This is a genomic window from Enterobacter sp. MGH 24, from assembly GCF_000493015.1.
Classification (GTDB): Bacteria; Pseudomonadota; Gammaproteobacteria; order Enterobacterales; family Enterobacteriaceae; genus Enterobacter.
The window spans coordinates 353110-377698 of record NZ_KI535657.1; the positions used below are offsets into that span (position 1 = coordinate 353110).

The following is a 24589-nucleotide window of genomic DNA, read 5'->3' on the forward strand; positions in this document are numbered from 1 at the left end:
TGAAGGTCGCGTATTCATTCCACCAATTAGTGCCACCACGTCATACCCTGTAGTGTTGCCCACGCCACGAGAACATAGCGCAACGCCTTGCCAAGGCACAAAAAAAAGAGCACCGGTCCCCAGGAGATGCGCATCCATCCCGCCAGCAGACACAGTAAATCGCCTATTACAGGCATCCAGCTTAATAACAGCGTGGCAGCGCCATAGCGTTTTAGCCAGCCGACTGCCTTTTCCTGCCAGCGCGATTTTTCGCGCAGCGGAAAGAAACGCCCAAGAATAACGTTAGTCAGCCCTCCAAGGCTATTACCCATTGTTGCTATTAATACAAGCAGCCAGGGCTGACTCACGCCGGACAACAGCATCGCCACCAGCACCACTTCCGAATTTCCCGGTAACAGCGTGGCGCTTAAAAAACTGCTGGCGAATAATGAGGCGAGTGACAGCGCGTCACTCACAGTAAGCGCACATCCACCGCGGCCATGCCGGCATCACGCGCGGCCTGAATACCGAAATCGGCATCTTCAAACACAACGCATTTTGCCGCCGGGACGCCCATTAACTCTGCGCAAAGCAGGAAGGTGTCCGGTGCGGGCTTGTGATGTTTAACATGATCGGCGGCGACCACGGCAGAAAAATAGTGGCGCAGGCCAAGATGGTTGAGTAAAGCTTCTGCAATCGCGCTTTCACTGCCCGTTCCTACCGACATCGGGCGGCGCCCGTGCCACTCTTTTACCACATCAATCAGCGGCAGAGGGCGTACGGTATCTAACAGCATGGCTTTTACCGCATCGGTTTTTTCGCGCGCGAGCAGGTGCGGGTCGAGATCGGCCTGATTCAGTTCAATCACGGCCTGCGCAATACGCCAGGTAGGGGATCCGTTGAGGGCAATCATCGCCTGAAGATCGAAACGCATACCGTAGCGGCCCAGGACGTCAGTCCAGGCTTGACGATGCGTGGGTTCGGTATCCAGGATGGTGCCATCCATATCGAAGATCAAACCATCATACTGTGCGTACATCGTGCTCTCGCTAAACGATTAACAAAGCATTACTTTATCGTAAATGGTGATTTTTGTCGCTGATTGCGAAGTGATAACTACGAGAGTGATTAAGAACTAAACATCGAAGGGAATAACAGAAGAGATGGTGCATCCGGGAGGATTACTCGGCTTACGCCTCGCCCTGCGGGCCGTTGCTTTAGCAACGTTATCCTCCCTGGTGCTTGCGATTAACTCGCAGACCTTAAAACAACAGCATCGCTGTTATCCAGGAGAATATGGTGCATCCGGGAGGATTCGAACCTCCGACCGCTCGGTTCGTAGCCGAGTACTCTATCCAGCTGAGCTACGGATGCAAAATGGCGGTGAGGCGGGGATTCGAACCCCGGATGCAGCTTTTGACCGCATACTCCCTTAGCAGGGGAGCGCCTTCAGCCTCTCGGCCACCTCACCACACAACGCCTCTTTCGAGTGCTTCGAGTGACTCGTTAAGAGCTTCTCGTCGCTGCGTGGCGCATATATTACTTTCTGGGACTTATAAGTCAAACAATTTTCCAAAAGCTTTTATCGTTTGCACAAATCACACGCAATTCGCATGTAAAAGCCGCAAAGAGGGTGTTTTATAAGCGGATTTTGTAGGCATCTTCACAGAAAACCTTTGCAGAAATGGCAGCGTAAGGGCGAGTTTAGGGTAACGGAGTGGTTAAAAAGAGAGCGTTTGAAATTAAACGGTAACGTTGAGCAGGAAAAATGACAGGAGGGTTGCGTCTCGCCCGACAGCGAGACGCGACAATATCAGTAACTGGACTGCTGGGATTTTTCAGCCTGGATACGCTGGTAGATCTCTTCACGGTGGACAGATACTTCTTTAGGAGCGTTAACACCAATACGTACCTGGTTACCCTTTACCCCTAAAACTGTCACGGTGACCTCATCCCCAATCATGAGGGTCTCACCAACTCGACGAGTCAGAATCAGCATTCTTTGCTCCTTGAAAGATTAAAAGAGTCGGGTCTCTTGTATCCCGGCATTATCCATCATATAACGCCAAAAAGTAAGCGATGACAAACACGTAAAGTGTAAGCAGTCACGGCATCACATTCTGTTAAACGTAAGTTTAGCCGATATACACAAACTCAACCTGACTTTATCGTTATCGATAGCACAGTGAACAAGACGCCATAACGTTACCGCTATGGCGTCTGCTTGTGCTTTGTAGTTATTACAGTTTCGCGCTTACCCAGCTTTCAACGCTGGCCAAAGCTTGCGGAAGTGCCGCCGCATCCGTACCACCGGCTTGCGCCATGTCCGGACGACCGCCACCTTTGCCGCCCACCTGCTGAGCGACCATACCAATCAGTTCCCCTGCTTTTACGCGGTCGGTCACATCCTTAGAGACGCCCGCAATCAGAGAAACCTTACCTTCTGCCACTGTCGCCAGCACGATAACGGTAGAACCAAGCTGGTTCTTGAGATCGTCGACCATAGTACGCAGCATCTTAGGCTCAACGCCCGCCAGATCGCTGACCAGCAGTTTGACGCCCTTAATGTCTACAGCCTTGCTGGAGAGGTTTGCACTCTCCTGCGCCGCAGCCTGCTCTTTCAGCTGCTGCAGCTCTTTTTCCAGCTGACGCGTGCGATCCAGCGCAACGCGCACTTTCTCGCCCAGGTTCTGGCTATCGCCTTTCAGCAGCTGCGCGATGTCGTGCAGCTGATCGCTCTGCGCATGCAGGCTGGCAATCGCACCTTCACCGGTCACCGCTTCAATACGACGCACACCTGCCGCCGTACCCGACTCGGAAACAATGCGGAACAGGCCAATGTCCCCGGTGCGCGATGCGTGCGTACCGCCGCACAGCTCGGTAGAGAAGTCGCCCATGCTCAGCACGCGAACGCGGTCGTCATATTTCTCACCAAACAGCGCCATCGCACCTTTTTTCTTCGCGTCCTCGAGATCCATGATGTGGGTCTCGATTGGCAGGTTACGACGGATCTGCGCGTTCACCAGATCTTCCACCGCGCGGATTTCAGACGGCTTCATCGCTTCAAAATGCGAGAAGTCGAAGCGCAGCACTTTGTCGTTTACCAGAGACCCTTTCTGAGCAACGTGGGTACCGAGTACGTCGCGCAGGGCGGCGTGCATCAGGTGCGTTGCAGAGTGGTTCAGGCGAATGCGCGCGCGGCGAGCTTCATCCACGTTAGCCTGTACGCCCTCGCCCACTTTCAGAGAACCGGAAACCAGTTTGCCCTGGTGACCAATCGCCTGACCGTATTTCTGGGTGTCGCTGACGCTGAAGCTGAAACCGTTGCCTTTCAGTTCGCCTTTATCGCCAACCTGGCCGCCGGATTCCGCGTAGAACGGCGTTTTGTCCAGAATGACAACCGCATCCTGACCCGCGCTGATGCTGTCCACGGCTTTACCGTCAACAAACAGGGCGGTCACTTTGCCGCTCAGTTCCAGCGCCTCATAGCCTTTGAATTCTGACGCGCTATCAACGCGGATCATCGCGTTGTAGTCCGCACCGAAACCGCTGGATTCACGCGCACGACGACGCTGCTCTTCCATCGCGGCTTCGAATCCCGCTTCGTCAACTTTGATGTTGCGCTCGCGGCAAACGTCTGCCGTCAGGTCAACCGGGAAGCCGTAGGTGTCGTACAGGCGGAAAGCGGTTTCGCCGTCCAGCGTGTCGCCCTTAAGCTTCGCCAGCTCTTCGTCCAGCAGCGCCAGACCGCGCTCCAGCGTACGGGCAAACTGCTCTTCTTCGGTTTTCAGAACCTGTTCAACCTGCGCCTGCTGGCGTTTCAGCTCGTCCCCGGCTGAACCCATCACGCCAATCAGTGGCCCAACGAGTTTATAGAAGAAGGTGTCCTTCGCGCCCAGCATGTTGCCGTGACGAATGGCGCGACGAATGATACGACGCAGCACGTAGCCACGGTTTTCATTCGACGGGATAACGCCGTCGGCAATCAGGAACGCACAGGAACGAATGTGGTCCGCGATAACACGCAGCGATTTGTTGTTCAGATCGGTCGCGCCGGTCACTTCGGCAACGGCTTTGATCAGGGTGCTGAACAGGTCAATCTCGTAGTTGGAGTTAACGTGCTGCAGAACCGCGGCAATACGCTCCAGGCCCATACCGGTATCAACGGAAGGTTTCGGCAGCGGCTCCATGGTACCGTCAGCCTGACGGTTGAACTGCATGAAGACGATGTTCCAGATCTCAATGTAGCGATCGCCGTCTTCTTCCGGGCTGCCCGGAGGGCCGCCCCAGATGTGGTCACCGTGATCGTAGAAGATCTCGGTGCACGGACCGCAAGGGCCGGTGTCACCCATCTGCCAGAAGTTGTCAGACGCGTATGGCGCGCCTTTGTTATCACCGATGCGAATAATGCGCTCGCGCGGGATCCCGACTTCTTTTTCCCAGATTTCGTAGGCTTCGTCATCGGTTTCATAGACGGTAACCCACAGACGCTCTTTCGGCAGGTTGAACCAGTTTTCACCGGTCAGCAGTTCCCACGCATATTGAATAGCATCGTGTTTGAAGTAGTCGCCGAAGCTGAAGTTACCCAGCATTTCGAAGAAAGTATGGTGACGCGCGGTGTAACCGACGTTTTCCAGGTCGTTGTGTTTACCGCCCGCACGCACGCAACGCTGTGAGGTTGTGGCGCGGGAATAATTACGCTTGTCGAGACCAAGGAACACATCCTTGAACTGGTTCATCCCGGCGTTGGTAAACAGCAGAGTCGGATCGTTGTTCGGTACCAGGGAGCTGCTGGCAACAACCTGGTGTCCCTTACTATGGAAAAAATCGAGAAACGCCTGACGGATCTCAGCGGTGCTCTTGCTCATAATTATCCTGAAATCAAGCTAACGAAATGTCGTAGCCAGCCTGTATCGGTAAACCGTTGGACAGACCAGCTACTGGAAAAAGTGGGAATAAGATAAGTTTTCTTTAGTGGGAAGTAAAATCCCGCATGCGTTCAATCGGCAAAATTACGCCAGATATCCTGAATATCTTCCATCAGGAAGCCGCGGTAGAGCAAAAAGCGCTGGATTTTAACTTTTTCTGAAAATTCACGCGGCAGCGGTTCGCCGTACTTACGAATGGCCTGCTCTTTTGCCAGCTCGCACCAGTCAATGTCGCATTCGCGCATCGCTTTTTCGATGGATTCCCGGGCCACCCCTTTCTGGTTCAGCTCCTGCCGGATGCGCGCGGGCCCATATCCTTTGCGGCCCCGGCTGGCGAGAAACCGCGAGGCGAAACGCTCGTCATCAAGATAGCGATGCTCATAGCACCAGGCGATGACGCGGTCATAATCTTCCGCCGTGGCATCAATCTCTTCCGGGCCGTTTTTACTCATCACCGGAGCCGACAGTTTTCGCCGCAGCTCCTGTTCACTGTGGTCACGAACGGCCAGGATGCGCACCGTGCGGTCCAGTAAGCGTGTATACGCGGGTCGACGCGTTGTCGGTTCACTCATAAAAAACCTGCTGATTCAGAAATGCAAAAAGGGCCGCATCAGCAGCCCTTCATTTTTAAACGAAAGAATTAAAAGTCTTCGTTGGTTTCTTCAGCATCTGCGGCATCCACCACGAAATCAGGTTTGGAGTCCTGGTTGTTCAGCAGAAGCTCACGCACCTTTTTCTCAATCTCTTTCGCCGCAGCCGGGTTCTCTTTCAGCCAGGAGATCGCGTTCGCTTTACCCTGACCAATCTTGTCACCGTTGTAGCTGTACCAGGCGCCCGCTTTTTCAATCAGCTTCTCTTTCACGCCCAGGTCAACCAGCTCGCCGAGGAAGTTGATCCCTTCGCCGTAGAGGATCTGGAACTCAGCCTGTTTGAACGGCGCGGCGATTTTGTTCTTCACAACCTTCACGCGGGTTTCGCTACCGACCACGTTCTCACCCTCTTTCACCGCGCCAATACGGCGGATATCCAGACGGACAGAGGCGTAGAATTTCAGTGCGTTACCACCGGTAGTGGTTTCCGGGTTACCGAACATCACGCCAATTTTCATACGGATCTGGTTGATGAAGATCAGCAGCGTATTGGACTGCTTCAGGTTACCCGCCAGCTTACGCATCGCCTGGCTCATCATACGTGCCGCGAGGCCCATATGAGAGTCGCCGATTTCACCTTCGATTTCGGCTTTTGGCGTCAGTGCGGCAACGGAGTCGACCACGATAACGTCAACGGCACCCGAACGCGCCAGCGCGTCACAAATTTCCAGCGCCTGCTCGCCGGTGTCCGGCTGAGAACACAGCAGGTTGTCGATATCCACGCCCAGCTTGCGAGCATAAACAGGGTCCAGCGCGTGCTCGGCATCGATAAACGCACAGGTTTTACCTTCGCGCTGTGCCGCAGCAATCACCTGCAGCGTCAGGGTGGTTTTACCGGAGGACTCTGGCCCGTAGATTTCTACGATACGGCCCATTGGCAGACCGCCAGCGCCCAGCGCGATATCCAGAGAAAGCGAACCGGTGGAGATGGTTTCCACGTCCATGGAACGGTCTTCACCCAGGCGCATGATGGAGCCTTTACCGAATTGCTTTTCGATCTGGCCCAGTGCTGCCGCCAACGCTTTCTGTTTGTTTTCGTCGATAGCCATTATTACTCCTGTCATGCCGGGAGAAGCGACTGTGCTTCACCGTGGATTTCTGTTCTGTTGGTGCAATTATACTGTATGGTCATACAGTATCAAGTGTTTTGTAGAAATTGTTGCCAGAGCGTTTTTAACGCATAAACGGTTGCCTGACGACGCACGCTTTCGCGATCGCCGCTGAAGCACTCCCGGCGGGTGATCCCTTCCCCGTTGGACGTGGCGAACCCAAACCAGACGGTGCCGACAGGCTTCACGTCGCTGCCGCCGCCCGGGCCCGCAATGCCGCTAATGGAAATCGCGTAATCTGCGCGCGCCTCTTTGAGCGCACCAATGGCCATCTCGATCACCACCGGTTCGCTGACCGCGCCATGCTGTTCCAGCGTGGATTCATGCACGCCAATCATCTGGGCTTTAGCTTCGTTACTGTAGGTCACAAAACCGCGTTCAAACCAGGCGGAACTCCCGGCAATATCGGTAATCGCTTTCGCCACCCAGCCGCCGGTGCAGGATTCCGCGGTGGTGATGGTCGCGCCGCGCTGCTTCAGCGCAAGGCCAACGATCTCGCTAAGCTGCATCAATTCATGGTCAGTCATTCTCGCTCCAGGCATCAGAAAAACGTGCTGCACAAGATAGCACTTTCTCGTCAGATGTGGGGATGCACTTCAGGTTTTACGAGGGGGCTTCAGAAAAAAGCCGGTACGGACGTACCGGCGGTGGAAAGGTTATTTCATGCTCTCAGCGAGGGTATTCACATTGTGGCGAAACGCCTTAACGTAGGTGTCAGCCACCCCGCCTTTTGCCGACAGCGCTTCGGGGTAAAGCTCGCCCCCAGGCTGCGCGCCCGTCGCCGACGCAATCTGCTTAACCAGACGCGGATCGAGCTGATTCTCCATGAACCAGGTTTTCACGCCGTCGGCTTTGATCTGATTGATAATCTCAGCGACCTGCGCCGCGCTGGCTTCGCTCTCAGACGACAGCCCCTGCGGCGCCATAAACGTCACGCCGTAGGCGCGGCTGAAATAGCCGAACGCGTCATGACTGGTCAGCACTTTACGTTTTTCCTGCGGGATTGCGCTAAAGCGCGTTTTGGCCCAGTTATCCAGCTGGCTGAGCTGCGCAATATACGTTTTGCCAGAGGCTTCCAGCGCGGATTTGTCATCCGGATCGGCTTTCACCAGCCCGGTCAAAATATTTTTTGCATAGAGCGCACCGTTCGCCGCGCTGTTCCACGCGTGCGGATCGGTCACAGTCTTTCCATCTTCCTCAAGCGTGTGGGTTTTCACCCCGGTAGAGGCGACGACCAGCTGTCCTTTGAATCCGGAGGCTTTCACCAGGCGGTCAAGCCAGCCCTCCAGCCCCAGGCCGTTTACCACCACCACATCGGCCTTGCTCAGCGCCGCGCTGTCTTTCGGCGACGGTTCGAAGGTATGCGGATCGCCGTCCGGCCCGACCAGCGTCGTCACGTTCACATGGTCACCGCCTACCTCCTGCGTGATATCCCCCAGTATCGAAAAGCTGGTGACCACATTCAGCGTTTTCGCCATCACGCCGTGCGACATCATCCCCAGCGCGAGCGCCACTGCTAATCCTGTACGTTTCATCGTTTCCCCTTGCGTTAAAAATACGCCCGCAGGCTGCCAGCGAGCCTGCTTCGCGTCCCCAGTAAAATGGAAATAAAGAACAGCCCGCTGGCGGTGAGCACGATGGATGGCCCGGCCGGTAAACTCGCCGCCCAGGAGAGGCTTAGCCCGAGCCACGCGCAGATAACGCCGCTAATTCCTGCCATCAACAGCAAGCCGGGTAAGGTGCGCACCCAGCAGCGCGCCGCCACCGCCGGAAGCATCATCAGCCCGACGGCCATCAGCGTGCCGAGCACCTGAAAACCGGCCACCAGGTTGAGCACCAGCAGCGCCAGAAACAGTCCGTGCAGCAGGCCAGGCAGCCAGCGGGCGTTCACCTGCAGCCAGGCGGTATCAAACGCTTCAGTGACCAGCCCGCGATAAAGCAGCGCCAGCGTGATAAGGGTGAACATACAAACGCCCGTGACAAACAGCGCGGCGTCGTTATCCACGGCGAGGATGGAGCCAAACAGCAAATGCAGCAGATCAACATTCGACCCGCGCAGCGACACCAGCGTGACGCCCAGCGCCAGTGAGCCAAGATAAAACCCGGCAAAGCTGGCATCTTCTTTCAGCGGCGTGCGTCGGCTGACCAGACCGGCCAACAGCGCCACGGTAATGCCCGCGATAAAACCGCCAATACTCATCGCCAGCAGCGACATCCCGCTGAGCAAATACCCCACGGCGACACCCGGCAAAATGGCGTGAGAAAGGGCATCGCCCATCAGGCTCATCCGACGCAGCTGAAGAAACACGCCGAGCGCGGTGGTGCTAACGGAGAGCGCCAGGCAAACCACCAGCGCGCGACGCATAAAGCCGTACTCAATAAACGGCTGAAAAAAGAGATGCCAGATCATGCCACCCTCACCCGCTCGGTTTTCCACTGGGGAACGTCAGCATCCAGCCGCAGCGTCTGCGGGAAGTGGCGCGACACGCGCTCGCTGTCGTGCAGTACCGCGAGCAGCGTTTGCCCCTGCCTATACATCTCCAGCATCAAATCCATCAGCACGTTGCAGGTGCCCTCATCGACGCCGGTAAAGGGTTCATCCAGCATCACCAGCGGCGCCTGCTGCACCAGAACGCGGGCAAAGAGCATGCGCTGAAACTGACCGCCGGAGAGTTCATCAATGGTGGATAACGCCATGGACTCAAGCCCGACACGCTCAAGCGCGCTGGCAATGCGCAGCCGCGTTTCGCGACGAAACCCGGAAAAAAGCGAAATGCCCGGCCAGCAGCCCATGCTTACTACGTCCTGTACGGTCAGCGGAAACTGCGCCTCCAGCGCGTGACGCTGTGCCAGCCAGCCGATGACCGGGCGCTTCCCCCGCCAGCGGAAACCGCCGCTGACGGGAGGAATAAACCCCGCCAGCGTTTTCAGCAGCGTCGATTTCCCGCAGCCGTTAGCGCCGATAATGGCGGTCATGCTCCCCCGTTCGATCACCCCCGAAAGAGGACGCGTAACGGGCTGGCGGTCATAGCCCGCGACCAGTTCGTTCATCACGATCATGGCAATGCCACCGCCCAGCGCACGGCCAGCCCGATAAAGACAACCAGCACCAGCGCCAGCAAAAGCCGAACCAGAGCAGACAGAGAAAAAAGGGACGTTGACATGTCGACACCAAATTAAATGTTATAACATAACAATAATGAAAGGCGGCTAAGATGTAAATGGCGGGTTTGAAAAGGGAGTGTGGCGAAATGTTTCTGCAGGAAATAGGTGCGCGCGGGTGCCCTCACCCCAGCCCTCTCCCACGGGGAGAGGGGGAATAAAATGACTTACTGACTAAACGGCGACGCTGCCGGCACGCGGGCCTGCGATACCGCCAGCCCCAGCTGCCATACGGCCATCGCATAGTGAGTGCTGTGGTTATAGCGGGTGATGGTGTAGAAGTTCGGCATGCCGTACCAGTACTGATAGCCGGTTCCCACGTCCAGACGCAGCAGGCTCACCTGATCGACATTGCCCAGTGGCTGGGTTGGCGTTAAGCCTGCCGCCGTCAGCTGCGCAACGCTGTATTTGGTTTTGAAGCCGTTTTCCAGACCAAACGCCTCGCCGTTCGCCTGCACGGCAACCTGGCCGCCCGGCGTCCAGCCGTGCGCTTTGAAGTAGTTCGCCACGCTGCCGATGGCATCCACCGGATCCCACAGGTTGATGTGACCATCCCCGTTAAAGTCGACCGCGTACTGCTTATAGGAGGACGGCATAAACTGGCCGTAGCCCATCGCGCCGGCAAACGACCCTTTCAGATCGAGCGGATCGTCCTGCTCGCTGCGCGCCATCAGCAGGAAGGTTTCCAGCTCGGAAGAGAAGTACTCCGCGCGGCGCGGGTAGTTAAAGGAGAGCGTCGCCAGCGCGTCCAGAATGCGGGTTTTACCCATCACGCGGCCCCAGCGGGTTTCCACACCGATGATCCCGACGATGATTTCCGGCGGTACGCCGTAGACCTGCCACGCGCGGTTGAGCGCATCTTCATACTGATTCCAGAACACCACGCCGTTTTGCACGTTGTCCGGGGTAATAAACTGTTTGCGATAGCGCAGCCACGCGCCGTTCGGCCCGCTCGGCACCTGGGCCGTCGGCGCCTGCCTGTCCATCAGGCGCAGCACGTAGTCCAGCCGCTTGGCCTGAGACAAAATTTCGTCCAGCTGCTGCCTGTCAAAGCCGTGTTTGCTCACCATTTTATCAATGAACTGCTCGGCCGCCGGGTTATTCGCGAAGTCGCCGCCCATCTGCATCATATTGTGCTGCGGCTCCAGCAGGAATCCTCCGGAAGGCGCGCCCGCCGTTTGCTGAACGGCTTCGGTCTTTGGTTTGCTACTACAGGCAGACAGCAGGATAAGCGCAGGCAACAGCGCTGCATAACGACGCTTGAACATGAGACATCCATTTAACGGGTTCGATAAGAACCCAGTATGGTAAAGCATCCGCGACACCTCAAGGAAGCGGTACGCACCTCCCCCACGCAAATCCGCGCTTTTTTCCACCGAAAACCATTCACTCCATCAATAAACTTTCAAAATAATCCATTTTTCTTTCATTGTGAGATCTAACTAACACTTTAAAAGCTTTCAAAGTGATTATTATTAACCGCAGTCAGACAAAAACAAAAAAGCCCCACAGGAGAGAAGAATGATAGAAACCATCACCCACGGCGCCGAGTGGTTCATCGGGCTGTTTCAGAAAGGCGGAGAAGTGTTCACCGGCATGGTGACCGGGATCCTGCCCCTGCTGATCAGCCTGCTGGTGATCATGAACGCGCTGATTAACTTTATCGGCCAGCAGCGCATTGAACGCTTCGCCCAGCGCTGCGCCGGGAATCCGCTGTCCCGCTACCTGGTTTTACCCTTCATCGGCACCTTCGTGTTCTGCAACCCGATGACCTTAAGCCTCGGTCGCTTCATGCCGGAAAAGTACAAGCCGAGCTACTACGCCGCCGCCTCCTACAGCTGCCATTCCATGAACGGCCTGTTCCCGCACATCAACCCCGGCGAGCTGTTTGTCTATCTCGGTATTGCCAGCGGCCTCACCACCCTTGGCCTGCCGCTCGGCCCGCTCGCGGTGAGCTACCTGCTGGTCGGCCTGGTCACCAACTTCTTCCGCGGCTGGGTGACCGACCTCACCACCGCCATTTTCGAGAAAAAAATGGGCATCCAGCTTGAACAAAAAGTCCATCTTTCAGGAGCCACAGCATGAACCGGATCCGCATTGAGAAAGGCACGGGCGGCTGGGGCGGCCCGCTGGAGTTCGACGCCACCGAAGGCAAAAAGATCGTCTACATCACCGCAGGGACGCGCCCGGCGATCGTCGACAGGCTGCGCGAGCTGACCGGCTGGGAAGCGGTCGACGGCTTCAAAGAAGGCGAACCGCCGGAAGCGGAAATCGGCGTGGCGGTGATCGACTGCGGCGGCACGCTGCGCTGCGGCATCTATCCGAAGCGCCGCATTCCGACGGTGAATATTCACTCCACCGGAAAATCCGGCCCGCTGGCGCAGTACATCCTTGAGGACATTTATGTCTCGGGCGTGAAGGAGGACAACATCACGCTGGTGAATGGCACTGCCGCGCCGCAAAAAGCGGCCCCGCGCGAGTACGACCCCAGCAAGAAAATCACCGAGCAGAGCGACGGCCTGCTGGCGAAGGTCGGGATGGGAATGGGTTCCGCCGTGGCAGTGCTGTTCCAGTCCGGGCGCGACACCATCGACACGGTGCTGAAAACCATCCTGCCCTTTATGGCGTTCGTCTCGGCGCTGATCGGCATCATCATGGCGTCCGGCCTGGGGGACTGGATTGCCCACGGCCTCGCCCCGCTCGCCAGCCACCCGCTCGGGCTGGTCACGCTGGCGCTGATCTGCTCCTTCCCGCTGCTGTCGCCGTTCCTCGGCCCGGGCGCGGTGATTGCCCAGGTCATCGGCGTGCTGATTGGCGTGCAGATCGGTATGGGGAACATCCCTCCGCACCTCGCCCTGCCCGCCCTGTTTGCCATTAACGCTCAGGCAGCGTGCGACTTCATCCCCGTTGGGCTGTCGCTGGCCGAAGCGCGCCAGGACACCGTGCGCGTGGGCGTGCCGTCCGTGCTGGTGAGCCGTTTCCTGACGGGCGCACCGACGGTGCTGATTGCCTGGTTTGTCTCCGGCTTTATTTATCAATAAGAGGTTCCTGCGATGACCGTCATTTACCAGACCACCATTACCCGCATCGGCCAGAGCGCGGCCGACGCGCTGAGCGACCAGATGCTGATCACCTTCCGCGAAGGGGCGCCTGCGGATATCGAAGAGTTTTGTTTTATCCACTGCCACGGCGAGCTGAAGGGCGAGCTGAAGGCAGGAAGCCAGCTGGAGCTGGGCGAGGCGCGCTATGCCGTCACCGCCGTCGGCGACGTGGCCGAGCAAAACCTGCGCGAGCTGGGGCACATCACCCTGCGTTTCGACGGCCAGCCGCAGGCCGAGTATCCCGGTACGGTTCACGTAGCGGGCCCGGTTCCGCAGGCTGTCACCCCAGGCTGCACGTTAAAATTTGTTGCGTAATTAAGGAGAAACACATGAGTCAGGTTGCCGTTGTCATTGGTGGGGGACAAACCTTAGGCGAGTTCCTCTGCCGTGGGCTTGCCGCAGAGGGTAACCGCGTGGCGGTAGTGGACATTCAGAGTGAAAAAGCCGCCCGGGTGGCGGACACCATCAACACCGAGTTTGGTGAAGGGAGGGCCTACGGATTTGGGGCCGACGCCACCAGCGAGCAGAGCGTGATGGCGCTGGCCCGCGGCGTTGACGAAATCTTCGGGCGTGCCGACCTGCTGGTCTACAGCGCGGGGATTGCGAAAGCGGCCTTTATCAGCGATTTCGAGCTGGGGGATTTTGACCGTTCGCTGCAGGTGAACCTGGTGGGCTATTTCCTCTGCGCCCGCGAGTTTTCCCGCCTGATGATCCGCGACGGCATTCAGGGACGCATCATTCAGATCAACTCAAAATCAGGGAAAGTGGGCAGCAAGCATAACTCCGGCTACAGCGCGGCGAAGTTTGGCGGCGTGGGGCTGACGCAGTCTCTGGCGCTGGATCTGGCCGAGTACGGCATTACCGTTCACTCGCTGATGCTGGGCAACCTGCTGAAATCGCCGATGTTCCAGTCCCTGCTGCCGCAGTATGCCACCAAGCTCGGCATCAAGGCTGAAGAAGTGGAGCAGTACTACATCGATAAAGTGCCGCTGAAGCGCGGGTGCGATTATCAGGACGTGCTGAATATGCTGCTGTTTTACGCCAGCCCGAAAGCCTCGTACTGCACCGGGCAGTCGATTAACGTCACCGGCGGGCAGGTCATGTTCTGAGTTCACTCCCCGGTGGCGCTGCGCTTACCGGGGCTACAAAACCCCGTAGGCCGGGTAAGGCGCAGCCGCCACCCGGCAATTAAGGAGTGAAATATGGTAACCGCACTCATCACCGTCGCCGCCCTCGCCTGGCTGTGCCAGATGGCGTTTGGCGGCTGGCAGATCCACCAGTTTAACCGCGCGTTTGATGCCCTGTGCCAGAAAGGTCGCGTCGGGGTCGGGCGTTCCGGCGGACGCTTCAAACCGCGCGTGGTCGTCGCCGTTGCGCTGGATGAAAACAATAACGTCTGCGATTCCCTCATCATGCGCGGTATGACCGTCTTCGCCCGTCCGGTGAAAATCCAGGCAATCAACGGCATTTCGCTGCAGGAATTACGGCCTGATGTGATCTTTCCCCATGATCCACTCTGTCAGAATGCACTATCATTAGCGCTTAATCTGAAACATGGATAATTTCGTTGTGAAAGCTATAGACTTGCGAAATTATCATTTCGCAACCTAAGGAACGAAGCGCCTATGAAACCTCGTCAGCGGCAGGCGGCCATTCTCGAACATCTGCAAAAGCAGGGAAAATGTTCGGTAGAGGATCTGGCCCACTACTTTGACACCACCGGCACGACAATACGCAAGGACCTGGTATTGCTCGAAAACTCTGGCGCCGTCATTCGAACCTACGGCGGCGTGGTGCTCAATAAGGACGAAGCGGACCCGCCTATCGATCACAAAACGCTGATCAATACCCACCAGAAAGCGCTAATTGCCGAAGCTGCCGTAAAATTTATCCAGGACGGTGATTCCATCATTCTGGATGCAGGCAGTACCGTCCTGCAGATGATCCCGTTGCTCAGCCGCTTTAACAACATCACGGTGATGACCAACAGCCTGCACATCGTCAACGCCCTGTCGGAGTTCGACAGCGAGCAGACCATCCTGATGCCCGGCGGCACCTTCCGCAAAAAATCGGCGTCGTTTCACGGGCAGCTGGCGGAGAACGCCTTCGACCACTTCAGCTTCGATAAACTGTTTATGGGCACCGACGGCATCGACCTGAACGCGGGCGTCACCACCTTCAACGAGGTGTTCAGCGTCAGTAAAGCCATGTGCAACGCCGCGAGGGAAGTGATTTTGATGGCAGACTCGTCGAAGTTTGGCCGCAAAAGCCCCAACATTGTCTGTAGCCTTGAAAGCGTTGATAAGCTGATTACCGACGCGGGTATCGACCCGGCGTTCAGGAAAGCGCTGGAAGAGAAAGGCATCGACGTGATCGTAACCGGAGAAAGAGATGAGTGATTTTCTGTTAGAAACGGGCCGCCAAACGCTGATGCTGGAACTGCAGGAAGCCAGCCGCCTGCCGGAACGTCTGGGCGAGGATTTTGTCCGCGCCGCCAACACCATTATCCATTGCGAAGGCAAAGTGATCGTAGCGGGCATCGGTAAATCCGGCCATATCGGCAAAAAGATTGCCGCGACCCTCGCCAGCACCGGCACCCCGGCGTTCTTCGTGCATCCGGCAGAGGCGCTGCACGGCGATCTGGGGATGATAGAAAGCCGCGACGTGATGCTGTTTATCTCCTACTCCGGTTCGGCCAAAGAGCTGGACCTGATTATTCCGCGCCTGCAGGAAAAATCGGTCGCCCTGCTGGCGATGACCGGCAAATCCCGCTCGCCGCTGGCGCTGGCCGCCAAAGCGACGCTGGATATTTCCGTTGAGCGTGAAGCCTGTCCGATGCACCTTGCCCCGACCTCCAGCACCGTTAACACCCTGATGATGGGCGACGCGCTGGCCATGGCGGTGATGCAGGCGCGCGGCTTTAACGAAGAAGATTTCGCCCGTTCGCATCCGGCGGGCGCGCTCGGGGCACGCCTGCTCAACAAAGTTCACCACCTGATGCGCACCGACGATGCCATTCCGCAGGTTAAACTTGATACCAGCGTCATGGACGCGATGCTGGAGCTGAGCCGCACCGGCCTGGGGCTGGTTGCGGTGTGCGACGACAGCGGGAGCGTCAAGGGCGTGTTCACCGACGGCGACCTGCGCCGCTGGCTGGTGGGCGGCGGCAGGCTGGAAACAAACGTGTCGGACGCCATGACCAAAGGCGGGCTGACGCTTAACGCCGAAAGCCGCGCCATTGAAGCCAAAGAGGTGCTGATGAAGCGCAAAATCACCGCCGCGCCGGTGGTGGATGACGCCGGCAGGCTGTGCGGCGCCATCAACCTGCAGGATTTCTATCAGGCCGGGATTATCTAACCCTTCAGTCCCAGACGCTTCGCCAGCCGATGCAGGTTGGCGACGTCCATCTCCAGCGCCCGGGCGCACGCCGCCCAGCTGCGGTTATTCTGCTCCAGCGCGCGGGTAATCATCTGACGCTGAAATTCTTCCGTCGCCTCGCGCAGGTTCTCGTTTACGCTCTCAGGCGCAGCAGCCTTCACGGCCGGGGCGCTTTCCTCATACAGCGCAAAGTGCCGGGCGTGAATCACCACCTCATTCCCCGAACGCGTCGCCCGCGCCAGCACCACCGCGCGGTGGATCGCATGCTCCAGCTCGCGCACGTTGCCCGGCCAGCCGTAGCTCAACAGATGCGACCTCGCCCCCGGGCTCAGCACCACGCGGGAAAGCCCCATTCTGAGACGGCACTGCTCGCAGAAAAAGCCCGCCAGCAGCAGCACATCGTCCCCGCGCTCGCGCAGCGGCGGCACCGTGAGCGGGAACACGCTCAGACGGTGGAACAGGTCGGCGCGGAACTCCCCGGCCAGCACCGCCTCGCGCAGGTCCCGGTTGGTGGCCGCCAGCACGCGAACGTCCACTCGGTGACTGCGGTCATCCCCTACCCGCTGGATATCGCCGTACTGCAGCACGCGCAGCAGCTTGGCCTGAAGTGAAAGGGAAAGCTCGCCGATTTCATCCAGAAACAGCGTGCCGTTATCGGCCATTTCGAACTTGCCGCTGCGGTTGCTGATGGCCCCGGTAAACGCCCCCTTAACGTGACCAAACAGCTCGCTTTCCGCCACGCTTTCCGGCAGCGCGGCGCAGTTGAGGTACACCAGCGGCTTCACCGCGCGCGGCGAAGCTTCGTGAATGGACTTCGCCACCAGCTCCTTACCGGTGCCGGTTTCCCCGAAGATCAGCACGTTCAGGTCTGAAGCGGCAACAATCTCAATCTCTTTTTTGAGCTGCGCCATGCCCGGCGAAAGGCCGATTATCTCCGTGTGCGTCACCTGCTCAAACGCCGCCGGGCTGCCGGGAAGAATGTCCTGGCTCTCCAGCTGTTCAATCAGCAGGGCATTGTTCAGCGCCCCGGCGGCCAGGGCGGCAATCAGGCGCAGCTCTTCGTCGCTAAAGGTGTCGAACTGGTCCGGCGACAGGCCGTCGAGGGTCAGTGCGCCAATCAGGTTTTGTCCGGCAAACAGCGGCAGGCCGATACAGGCGTGCACCTTCAGGCTCTCCTGCCCGGGAATCAGCCCGTCGTACGGGTCGGGCAAGTCGCTGTCCGCCGGGAAACGCACCACGTCACCCGCGCGGGCGATAGTTTCCAGACGCGGATGGCCTTCAAGGGTGAAACGCCGCCCGAGCACGTCCTTCGCCAGCCCGTCGATAGCCAGCGGAATAAACTGCCGTCCCTCGTAGCGCAGCAGCGCCGAGGCGTCGCACGCCAGCACGTGGCGCAGCGTGGAAATCAGCCGCTGAAAGCGGTCCTGATGGCCGATACCGGTCTGCAGCTCAATGGCGATCTTCGCCAGCACGTCGACGGAAAAGCTCATATTGACCTCGCTGTCATTTTGACAATGCATGTTGTCATAGTGACACTGTTTTTGATAGTCATAATGACTACCCATTATGGGTCATGAAAAAATTAATTAATAAAAATCAGTAAATTAAAAACTGGCACGCAACTTGATATCAGCAAACCATCTTATTTGAAAAACGCGATATTACGCTGAGGTTGCTATGTCTATTCTGGTTAAAAATAACATTCATTGGGTCGGTCAACGTGACTGGGAAGTGCGCGATTTCCACGGGACGGAATACAAAACGCTGCGCGGCAGCAGCTACAACAGCTATCTCATCCGCGAAGGAAAAAACGTACTGATCGATACCGTCGATCACAAGTTCAGCCGCGAGTTCGTGCAGAACCTGCGCAGTGAAATCGACCTGGACGCCATCGACTACATCATCATCAATCATGCGGAAGAAGATCACGCCGGCGCGCTGACCGAGCTGATGTCTTACATTCCGAACACGCCGATCTACTGCACCACTAACGCCATCGACTCGATCAACGGCCATCACCACCATCCGGAGTGGAACTTCCACACCGTGAAAACCGGCGACACGCTGGATATCGGCAACGGCAAACAGCTGATCTTCGTGGAAACCCCGATGCTGCACTGGCCGGACAGCATGATGACCTACATGACCGGCGACGCGGTGCTGTTCAGCAACGACGCCTTCGGCCAGCACTACTGCGACGAGCGCCTGTTCAACGATGAAGTGGACCAGACCGAGCTGTTCGAGCAGTGTCAGCGCTACTATGCCAACATCCTGACGCCGTTCAGCCGCCTGGTGACGCCTAAAATCACCGAGATCCTCGGCTTTAACCTGCCGGTGGATATGATTGCCACCTCCCACGGCGTGGTATGGCGTGAAAACCCCACCCAGATTGTCGAGCTGTACCTGAAGTGGGCGGCGGACTATCAGGAAGATCGTATCACTATTTTCTACGACACCATGTCCAACAACACCCGCATGATGGCGGACGCCATTGCCCAGGGCATCAATGAAGTCGACCCGAACGTAGCGGTGAAAATCTTCAACGTGGCGCGCAGCGATAAGAACGAGGTGTTGACCAACGTGTTCCGCTCTAAGGGCGTGCTGGTGGGCACCTCCACCATGAATAACGTAATGATGCCGAAAATTGCCGGCCTGGTGGAAGAGATGACGGGCCTGCGTTTTCGCAACAAGCGCGCCAGCGCCTTTGGCTCCCACGGCTGGAGCGGCGGCGCGGTAGACCGTCTCTCCACCCGTTTACAGGATGCGGGTTTTGAGATGTCCATGAGCCTGAAGGCCAAATGGCGCCCTGATATCGACGCGCTGGAGATCTGCCGCCAGCATGGTCGCGATATCGCCCGTCAGTGGGCGCTCGCACCGCTGCCGGAAGTGGCGGCAAAACCCACCGAACAGCAGGAAGCCTGCGCCTGCGCCGCCGCGGCAGCCGCCGATCTCGGCCCGCGCATGCAGTGCAGCGTCTGCCAGTGGATTTACGACCCTGAGCTGGGCGAACCGCTGCAGGACGTTGCCCCGGGGACGCCGTGGCGCGACGTGCCGGACAACTTCCTCTGCCCGGAATGCTCTCTCGGTAAAGACGTTTTTGACGAACTGGCTACGGAGGCAAAATGAGCAACGGTATCGTCATCATCGGCTCGGGCTTTGCCGCCCGCCAGCTGGTGAAAAACATCCGCAAGCAGGATGCCAGCGTGCCGCTGACGGTGATTGCCGCCGACAGCATGGACGAGTACAACAAGCCTGACTTAAGCCACGTCATCAGCCAGAATCAGCGCGCCGAAGACCTCACCCGCCAGACGGCGGGGGCGTTCGCAGAGCAGTTTAACCTGCGCCTGTTCCCGTACACCTGGGTCACCGATATCGACGCCGCCGCCCGCGTGGTGAAAGCAAAAGAGAAGACCTGGCAGTACGACAGGCTGGTGCTCGCCACGGGTGCCTCTGCGTTCGTACCGCCGATTGAGGGGCGCGAGCTGATGCTCACCCTCAACAGCCAGCAGGCGTATCAGGCCAGCGAAACGGCGCTTCGCGACGCGCAGCGGGTGATGATTGTCGGCGGCGGGCTGATCGGCACCGAGCTGGCGATGGATTTCTGCCGGGCGGGCAAATCCGTCACCCTGGTTGACCACGCGGCGAGTATTCTGTCGTCGCTGATGCCCGCAGAAGTAAGCAGTCGCTTACAGCATCGCCTGACCGACATGGGGGTGCATCTGCTGCTCAAATCGCAGCTGCTGAGTCTGAGCAAAACCGAAGGCGGCATTCGTGCCACGCTTGACCGCAGCCGCAGCGTTGAGGTGGATGCGGTTATCGCGGCGACGGGCCTGCGCCCGGAAACCGCGCTGGCGCATCGCGCCGGGGTCGAAACAGGCCGTGGCGTGAAGGTAAATAGCTACCTGCAAACCACGCAACCCGATATTTACGCGCTGGGCGACTGCGCTGAAATTAACGGTCAGGTGCTGCCCTTTTTACAGCCGATTCAATTAAGCGCGATGTATCTGGCGAAAAACCTGCTCGGCGGCAGCGCGCCGCTGACATTACCCGCCATGCTGGTGAAGGTCAAAACGCCGGAATTGCCGCTGCATCTTGCGGGCGAAACGCAGCGTCAGGATCTGAACTGGGAGATAGCCCTTTCGCCTCAGGGCATGGTGGCGCGCGGCACCGATACTGACGGTCAGATGCGCGCCTTTGTCGTCAGCGAAGGCAGGATGAAGGAGGCCTTCGCCCTGCTGAAATCGCTACCTGCTTAACCCTCGTCTTGCCGGGTGGCGCTCCGCTTACCCGGCCAACTCAACAACAAAACGGCAAACCTTGTAGGCCCGCGCAAGCGTAGCGCCGCCGGGCAAAAACAGGGCTGGGTAGTTCAGGAACGCATCACCAGCGCGTCGTAGCCGCGCCAGCGGTAGTTAACCATGGAGATCAGCCAGCAGGCGACAAACAGCCCAACCACCACAAACCCGGCGTTGCCCAGGTTGTCGTTTACCGCGGCAATCAGATCCCAGACGCCGCCGCTGAGGGCGAATTTGTCCATCAGCAGACCCAGCGCTTCCAGCCCGCCGATAAACAGCGCCACCACCACGGAGGTGCCGGTGATGGTCATGTTGTAGTAAAGCTTGCGCTGCGGCTTGTTAAACGCCCAGCCGTAGGCACCGACCATCAGCAGATTATCGAGGGTATCCACCAGCGCCATGCCGCTGGCGAAGAGCGCCGGGAAGATCATGATTGACCACACCGACATCCCGCTGGAGGCGCTGGCGGCAGAGATCCCCAGCACGCCAATTTCGGTGGCCGTGTCAAAGCCAAGGCCAAAGAGGAAACCGACCAGGTACATCTGCCAGCTTTTATTCACCAGGCGGAAGGTTTTGCCAAACAGCCAGTTCATGGCGCCCCCGTGGGCAGGGAGCGTCATGTCGCCCTGCACGGGCCTGCCGTTTTTCAGCGCCTGAAAACTGCGCCAGACGCCGCGCAGGATCACCATGTTCACCAGCGCCATCGCCAGCAGGAAGGTGGCGGAAACGGCGGTGCCAATCACGCTGCCGGTTTCGTGGAACCATTCCATGTTTTTCTGAAACGCCGTCGCGGTCGCGGCGATGGCAATCGAGGCCAGTACCACGATGGTGGAGTGCCCGAGCGAGAACCACGCCCCTACGCCGGACGGGCGTTTGCCCTGCTGCATCATCTTACGCGTCACGGTATCAATGGCCGCGATGTGGTCAGCGTCCACCGCGTGACGCAGCCCGTAGCACCACGCCAGCAGGCTGGCGGCCATCAGCGCCGTGCTGCCGCTAAATGCGTGCCATGCCCATCCCCAGGCCAGCAGGTTGGCCATTACCAGAGCCAGCAGCAGAAGCGCGGCGCGAGGTTCATTGCGTAAGAGTCGTAACATTTTAAGTCCTTTGTGAACATGACCGGGCGGCGGCGACCACCGCCTGCCCGAAGGAGATCGCTCCGTCACCTGCGGGCAGGCGCGAAGGAAAAAGAAGCATAAAGTCAGAAAGATAATGACGCAGGCGCGCGCGCAGCAGACGGTTGTGCAGCACGCCGCCGCTGAGACAGATTGTCGACAGCGACAGGCGTCGGGCATGGCGCGCGGCGAGTTCCGCCAGCCCTTTTGCCAGCGCGTCGTGAAACGCCCACGCGCGCTCGCAGGGATCCGCCTGCCAGGCCAGCCACTGCTGCCAGAAAAGCGCGAGGTTGTCGACAGACAGCGTCACCGGATGGTCGACGCCCGCGCACTGCGAGGCCAGCGCTTCCAGCCGGCAGGCCGCTTCACCTTCCCAGGATTGGGTTTCAATACCCAGCGCACAGGCGACCGCATCAAACAGGCGACCACAGGACGAGGCCTGCGGCGCGTTGATGCCGCGCCGGATCGCCGTTGCCAGCAGCGGCCAGTTTTGACGCTGAACCGCGCGCGTTTCCGGGTACTGCTGCCAGTCAGGGACAAACGCCAGGCAGTGGGCGAGCAGATTGCGCCACGGCTGCCGCGCCGCCAGATCGCCGCCCGGCAGCGCAACGGCAGGCAGTCCGCCCAGACGCTCGCATGCGAGATAGTTCACCCGCAGGCACTCCCCGCCCCACAGCGCGCCGTTATCGCCCATGCCGATCCCGTCCAGCGTCAGGGCGATAACGTCTCCGCCCTCCCGCGGCCAGCCGTTTTCCGCGAGGCATGCCGCCGCGTGGGCGTGATGATGCAGCACGGTTTCAACGGGCAGCCCCTGCGCCTGCGCCCACTGGCGCACCCGGTACCCCGGATGGGCGTCGCACACCACGCGCTCCGGCTGGAAGGCGTAGATGTCCTGCATCGTCGAGAGCGCGCCGCGCCACTGCGCTTCGGAACCCTCGTCACCGAGATCACCAAAATGCTGGCTCAGCACCGCCTGGCTGCCACGCACCAGGCAGAAGGTGTTTTTCATCTCCGCGCCGGTGCATAACATGGCGGGGATATTCTCAAAGCCCGCGGGCAACGTAATGGCATCGGGCACAAAACCGCGCGCGCGGCGAAGCATCGCGCCGTCCCGATCCATCACCGAATCGTCCATCCGTTGAAGAATATCGCGATTGTGCAGCAGGAAGCCGTCCGCGATACCGCTGAGCTCATCCAGTGCCTGCCGGTTGGTGATGGCAGGCGGTCTGCCGCTGAGGTTGCCGGAGGTCATCACCAGCGGGCGCTGGTAGTCCATCATCAGAAGATGCTGCAGCGGGTTAGCGGGCAGCATGATGCCCACGCTATCCAGACCCGGCGCGATAGCCTCAGGGAAGTCAGGCAGCCAGGCTTTTGGCGTGAGCACGATGGGTGCAGCGGGTGAGCCGAGCAGCGTCTGAATCGCCTCCGGCACGCCGTCCGCATTTGGGATCATCACCGCCAGCGGCTTAGCGGGACGCTGCTTGCGTGCCCGAAGCGTCGCGACCGCCAGCGGATTACGCGCATCGCAGACGAGGTGAAAGCCGCCCAGCCCTTTAACCGCGACTATGCCGCCGCTTTTCAGCATCGCCACCGCCGCGCTCAGCGCAGGCTCACGGTCTGCGGTGATGTCGCCCGCGCGCCATTCCAGCGCGGGCCCGCAGTCCGGGCAGGCTACCGGCTGGGCGTGAAAACGTCGGTCGGCAGGATTGCGGTACTCCGTCTCACACTGCACGCAGAGCGGGAATGGCGCCATTGACGTGGCAGGACGGTCATAGGGCATGGCGCGAATAATGGTAAACCGCGGCCCGCAGTGGGTGCAGTTGATAAAAGGGTAGCGATAGCGGCGCTCGCCGGGGTCGCGCATTTCAGCCAGACACGCCGGACAGGTCGCGGCATCGGGCACTATCTGGGTGTCCATCGCCCCGCCCGCGCTGTGGCGGATGGTAAAGTCCTCCGGCACCTGTGCCCAGGTAAACGGCTGCGTTTCAACGTGGTCAATGCGTGCCAGCGGTGGGCAGTCCTGATGCAGCCTCGCGGTAAAGGCCCCCCCATTACCCGCGAGGCGCACCAGCACGCCCTTCCCGTCATTGCAGACGTCACCGGTCAACTGAAGCGCCTGCGCCAGCTGCCAGACGAAGGGCCGAAACCCCACGCCCTGCACCTTGCCGCGCACGCGCAGCTGTACGCCGTTACTGCTCATGGCGGATCAGAACAGCAGTGATGACGACGTGTCGAACGCCGCTCGACGGCGCTTTTCGGCGCTCATCTGCTCAAGCTTGTCGCGATCCACGCAGACAAGCGCGTGCGTCGGGCAGGCTTCCATGCAGGCCGGACCGGCTTCGCGGTGATAGCAAAGATCGCATTTATTGGCTTCGGCTTTCTCCGCACGTACGCTCAGCCCCATGCCGCTGTTGCGTACCACCGGACGAACAACCACCTCCATCGCGCCGTACGGGCAGGCGACCACGCAGGTTTTGCAGCCAATGCAGCGCTCCTGCATGACGTGCACAAAGCCTTTCTCGCGTTTAATCGCCCCGTTCGGGCAGACGTTCGCGCACGGTGCGTCTTCGCACTGGCGACAGATGGCGGCGGTGGAAATATTCACGCCTTTGATGACGTGGATACGCGGCAGGAAGGTGTCAGGGGTGAGCGACGCACAGTCCTGCTCCGCCTGATGGGAAACCACGCACGCCACTTCACAGGTACGGCAGCCAATACACTTACTGGCATCGGCCATAATAAAACGGTTCATCTGCTTCTCCAGCATTACAGTTATGCGCGGAGATATTCATAAACCGTGCCAATAATTAACGCATTGATTTTAAATGAATTTAAACATCAAGGTGGTGCTGTCATCGTCACTTATGACGAT

At 58.8% G+C, this 24589-nt stretch carries 24 protein-coding genes and 2 tRNA genes; 9 read left to right on the plus strand and 17 right to left on the minus strand.

Annotation, left to right across the window (positions count from 1 at the left end; genetic code table 11):
* Positions 1-26: 26 nt before the first annotated feature.
* The 13 genes from L370_RS20065 to mltB all read right to left on the minus strand — a co-directional run bounded on the left by L370_RS20065 (position 27) and on the right by mltB (position 11096).
* On the minus strand, positions 27-455 hold the full coding sequence (locus L370_RS20065) for a YqaA family protein (RefSeq protein ID WP_008499541.1): 429 nt from the start codon (positions 453-455) through the stop codon (positions 27-29).
* The gene (yqaB, locus tag L370_RS20060; protein WP_023333181.1) at positions 452-1018 is read right to left on the minus strand and encodes a fructose-1-phosphate/6-phosphogluconate phosphatase; all 567 of its coding nucleotides are present in this window, start codon (positions 1016-1018) and stop codon (positions 452-454) included. The genes L370_RS20065 and yqaB overlap by 4 nt, the downstream gene beginning before the upstream one ends.
* Positions 1019-1276: 258 nt before the next feature.
* Positions 1277-1353: transfer RNA gene (locus L370_RS20055), tRNA-Arg, on the minus strand.
* 4 nt (positions 1354-1357) lie between these two features.
* Positions 1358-1450, minus strand: a tRNA-Ser gene (locus tag L370_RS20050).
* A 342-nt stretch (positions 1451-1792) separates the two neighbouring features.
* A complete protein-coding gene (csrA, locus tag L370_RS20045; RefSeq protein ID WP_000906486.1) occupies positions 1793-1978 on the minus strand; it encodes a carbon storage regulator CsrA in 186 nt (61 codons plus the stop codon).
* Positions 1979-2219: 241 nt separating this feature from the next.
* Entirely contained in the window at positions 2220-4847 is a 2628-nt protein-coding gene (alaS, locus tag L370_RS20040) for an alanine--tRNA ligase (protein WP_023333182.1), read from the minus strand.
* Between the two features lie 131 nt (positions 4848-4978).
* Positions 4979-5479 (minus strand): recombination regulator RecX, encoded by a 501-nt coding sequence (recX, locus tag L370_RS20035; protein WP_023333183.1) that lies wholly within the window; start codon positions 5477-5479, stop codon positions 4979-4981.
* A gap of 68 nt (positions 5480-5547) precedes the next feature.
* Complete coding sequence (recA, locus tag L370_RS20030) at positions 5548-6606, minus strand: recombinase RecA (protein ID WP_023308943.1); 1059 nt, start codon at positions 6604-6606, stop codon at positions 5548-5550.
* 89 nt (positions 6607-6695) lie between these two features.
* A complete protein-coding gene (gene pncC, locus L370_RS20025) occupies positions 6696-7193 on the minus strand; it encodes a nicotinamide-nucleotide amidase (RefSeq protein ID WP_023333184.1) in 498 nt (165 codons plus the stop codon).
* A gap of 129 nt (positions 7194-7322) precedes the next feature.
* Positions 7323-8201 carry a metal ABC transporter substrate-binding protein gene (locus L370_RS20020; RefSeq protein WP_032666508.1) on the minus strand — a complete coding sequence of 293 codons (879 nt, stop codon included), beginning with the start codon at positions 8199-8201 and terminating at the stop codon, positions 7323-7325.
* 14 nt (positions 8202-8215) lie between these two features.
* The gene (locus L370_RS20015; RefSeq protein WP_023333186.1) at positions 8216-9076 is read right to left on the minus strand and encodes a metal ABC transporter permease; all 861 of its coding nucleotides are present in this window, start codon (positions 9074-9076) and stop codon (positions 8216-8218) included.
* Positions 9073-9726 (minus strand): metal ABC transporter ATP-binding protein, encoded by a 654-nt coding sequence (locus L370_RS20010; RefSeq protein WP_023333187.1) that lies wholly within the window; start codon positions 9724-9726, stop codon positions 9073-9075. The genes L370_RS20015 and L370_RS20010 overlap by 4 nt, the downstream gene beginning before the upstream one ends.
* A gap of 269 nt (positions 9727-9995) precedes the next feature.
* Positions 9996-11096, minus strand: coding sequence for a lytic murein transglycosylase B (mltB, locus tag L370_RS20005; RefSeq protein ID WP_023333188.1), 1101 nt, complete (start codon positions 11094-11096; stop codon positions 9996-9998).
* A 253-nt stretch (positions 11097-11349) separates the two neighbouring features.
* On the opposite strand from mltB, the gene srlA reads away from it, so the two are divergent.
* From srlA to gutQ, 7 genes are all read left to right on the plus strand, one after another.
* Positions 11350-11913 carry a PTS glucitol/sorbitol transporter subunit IIC gene (gene srlA, locus L370_RS20000; RefSeq protein ID WP_023333189.1) on the plus strand — a complete coding sequence of 188 codons (564 nt, stop codon included), beginning with the start codon at positions 11350-11352 and terminating at the stop codon, positions 11911-11913.
* Positions 11910-12869 (plus strand): PTS glucitol/sorbitol transporter subunit IIB, encoded by a 960-nt coding sequence (locus tag L370_RS19995; RefSeq protein WP_023333190.1) that lies wholly within the window; start codon positions 11910-11912, stop codon positions 12867-12869. Before srlA ends, L370_RS19995 begins: the two co-directional genes overlap by 4 nt.
* 12 nt (positions 12870-12881) lie before the next feature.
* Positions 12882-13244 carry a PTS glucitol/sorbitol transporter subunit IIA gene (gene srlB / locus L370_RS19990; protein WP_023308951.1) on the plus strand — a complete coding sequence of 121 codons (363 nt, stop codon included), beginning with the start codon at positions 12882-12884 and terminating at the stop codon, positions 13242-13244.
* 14 nt (positions 13245-13258) lie between these two features.
* On the plus strand, positions 13259-14038 hold the full coding sequence (srlD, locus tag L370_RS19985; RefSeq protein WP_023333191.1) for a sorbitol-6-phosphate dehydrogenase: 780 nt from the start codon (positions 13259-13261) through the stop codon (positions 14036-14038).
* Between the two features lie 93 nt (positions 14039-14131).
* The gene (gutM, locus tag L370_RS19980; protein ID WP_010434428.1) at positions 14132-14491 is read left to right on the plus strand and encodes a transcriptional regulator GutM; all 360 of its coding nucleotides are present in this window, start codon (positions 14132-14134) and stop codon (positions 14489-14491) included.
* 63 nt (positions 14492-14554) lie between these two features.
* Entirely contained in the window at positions 14555-15328 is a 774-nt protein-coding gene (locus L370_RS19975) for a glucitol operon DNA-binding transcriptional repressor SrlR (RefSeq protein ID WP_023333192.1), read from the plus strand.
* The gene (gutQ, locus tag L370_RS19970) at positions 15321-16286 is read left to right on the plus strand and encodes an arabinose-5-phosphate isomerase GutQ (protein WP_023333193.1); all 966 of its coding nucleotides are present in this window, start codon (positions 15321-15323) and stop codon (positions 16284-16286) included. Before L370_RS19975 ends, gutQ begins: the two co-directional genes overlap by 8 nt.
* Here the strand turns inward: gutQ and norR are convergent.
* Positions 16283-17797: a nitric oxide reductase transcriptional regulator NorR gene (gene norR / locus L370_RS19965; protein ID WP_023333194.1), complete on the minus strand. Its 1515-nt coding sequence runs from the start codon at positions 17795-17797 to the stop codon at positions 16283-16285. The genes gutQ and norR overlap by 4 nt on opposite strands.
* 187 nt (positions 17798-17984) lie before the next feature.
* On the opposite strand from norR, the gene norV reads away from it, so the two are divergent.
* Both norV and norW read left to right on the plus strand, forming a co-directional pair.
* Positions 17985-19433 (plus strand): anaerobic nitric oxide reductase flavorubredoxin, encoded by a 1449-nt coding sequence (norV, locus tag L370_RS19960; protein ID WP_023333195.1) that lies wholly within the window; start codon positions 17985-17987, stop codon positions 19431-19433.
* A complete protein-coding gene (gene norW / locus L370_RS19955) occupies positions 19430-20563 on the plus strand; it encodes an NADH:flavorubredoxin reductase NorW (RefSeq protein WP_023333196.1) in 1134 nt (377 codons plus the stop codon). The genes norV and norW overlap by 4 nt, the downstream gene beginning before the upstream one ends.
* A 113-nt stretch (positions 20564-20676) precedes the next feature.
* Here the strand turns inward: norW and L370_RS19950 are convergent, their stop codons facing one another.
* The 3 genes from L370_RS19950 to hydN are packed head-to-tail and all read right to left on the minus strand — an operon-like array spanning position 20677 to position 24469.
* The gene (locus L370_RS19950; RefSeq protein WP_023333197.1) at positions 20677-21699 is read right to left on the minus strand and encodes a HoxN/HupN/NixA family nickel/cobalt transporter; all 1023 of its coding nucleotides are present in this window, start codon (positions 21697-21699) and stop codon (positions 20677-20679) included.
* 1 nt (position 21700) lies between these two features.
* Positions 21701-23917 carry a carbamoyltransferase HypF gene (gene hypF, locus L370_RS19945; RefSeq protein WP_023333198.1) on the minus strand — a complete coding sequence of 739 codons (2217 nt, stop codon included), beginning with the start codon at positions 23915-23917 and terminating at the stop codon, positions 21701-21703.
* 6 nt (positions 23918-23923) lie between these two features.
* A complete protein-coding gene (gene hydN / locus L370_RS19940; protein WP_008499565.1) occupies positions 23924-24469 on the minus strand; it encodes an electron transport protein HydN in 546 nt (181 codons plus the stop codon).
* Positions 24470-24589 lie beyond the last annotated feature (120 nt).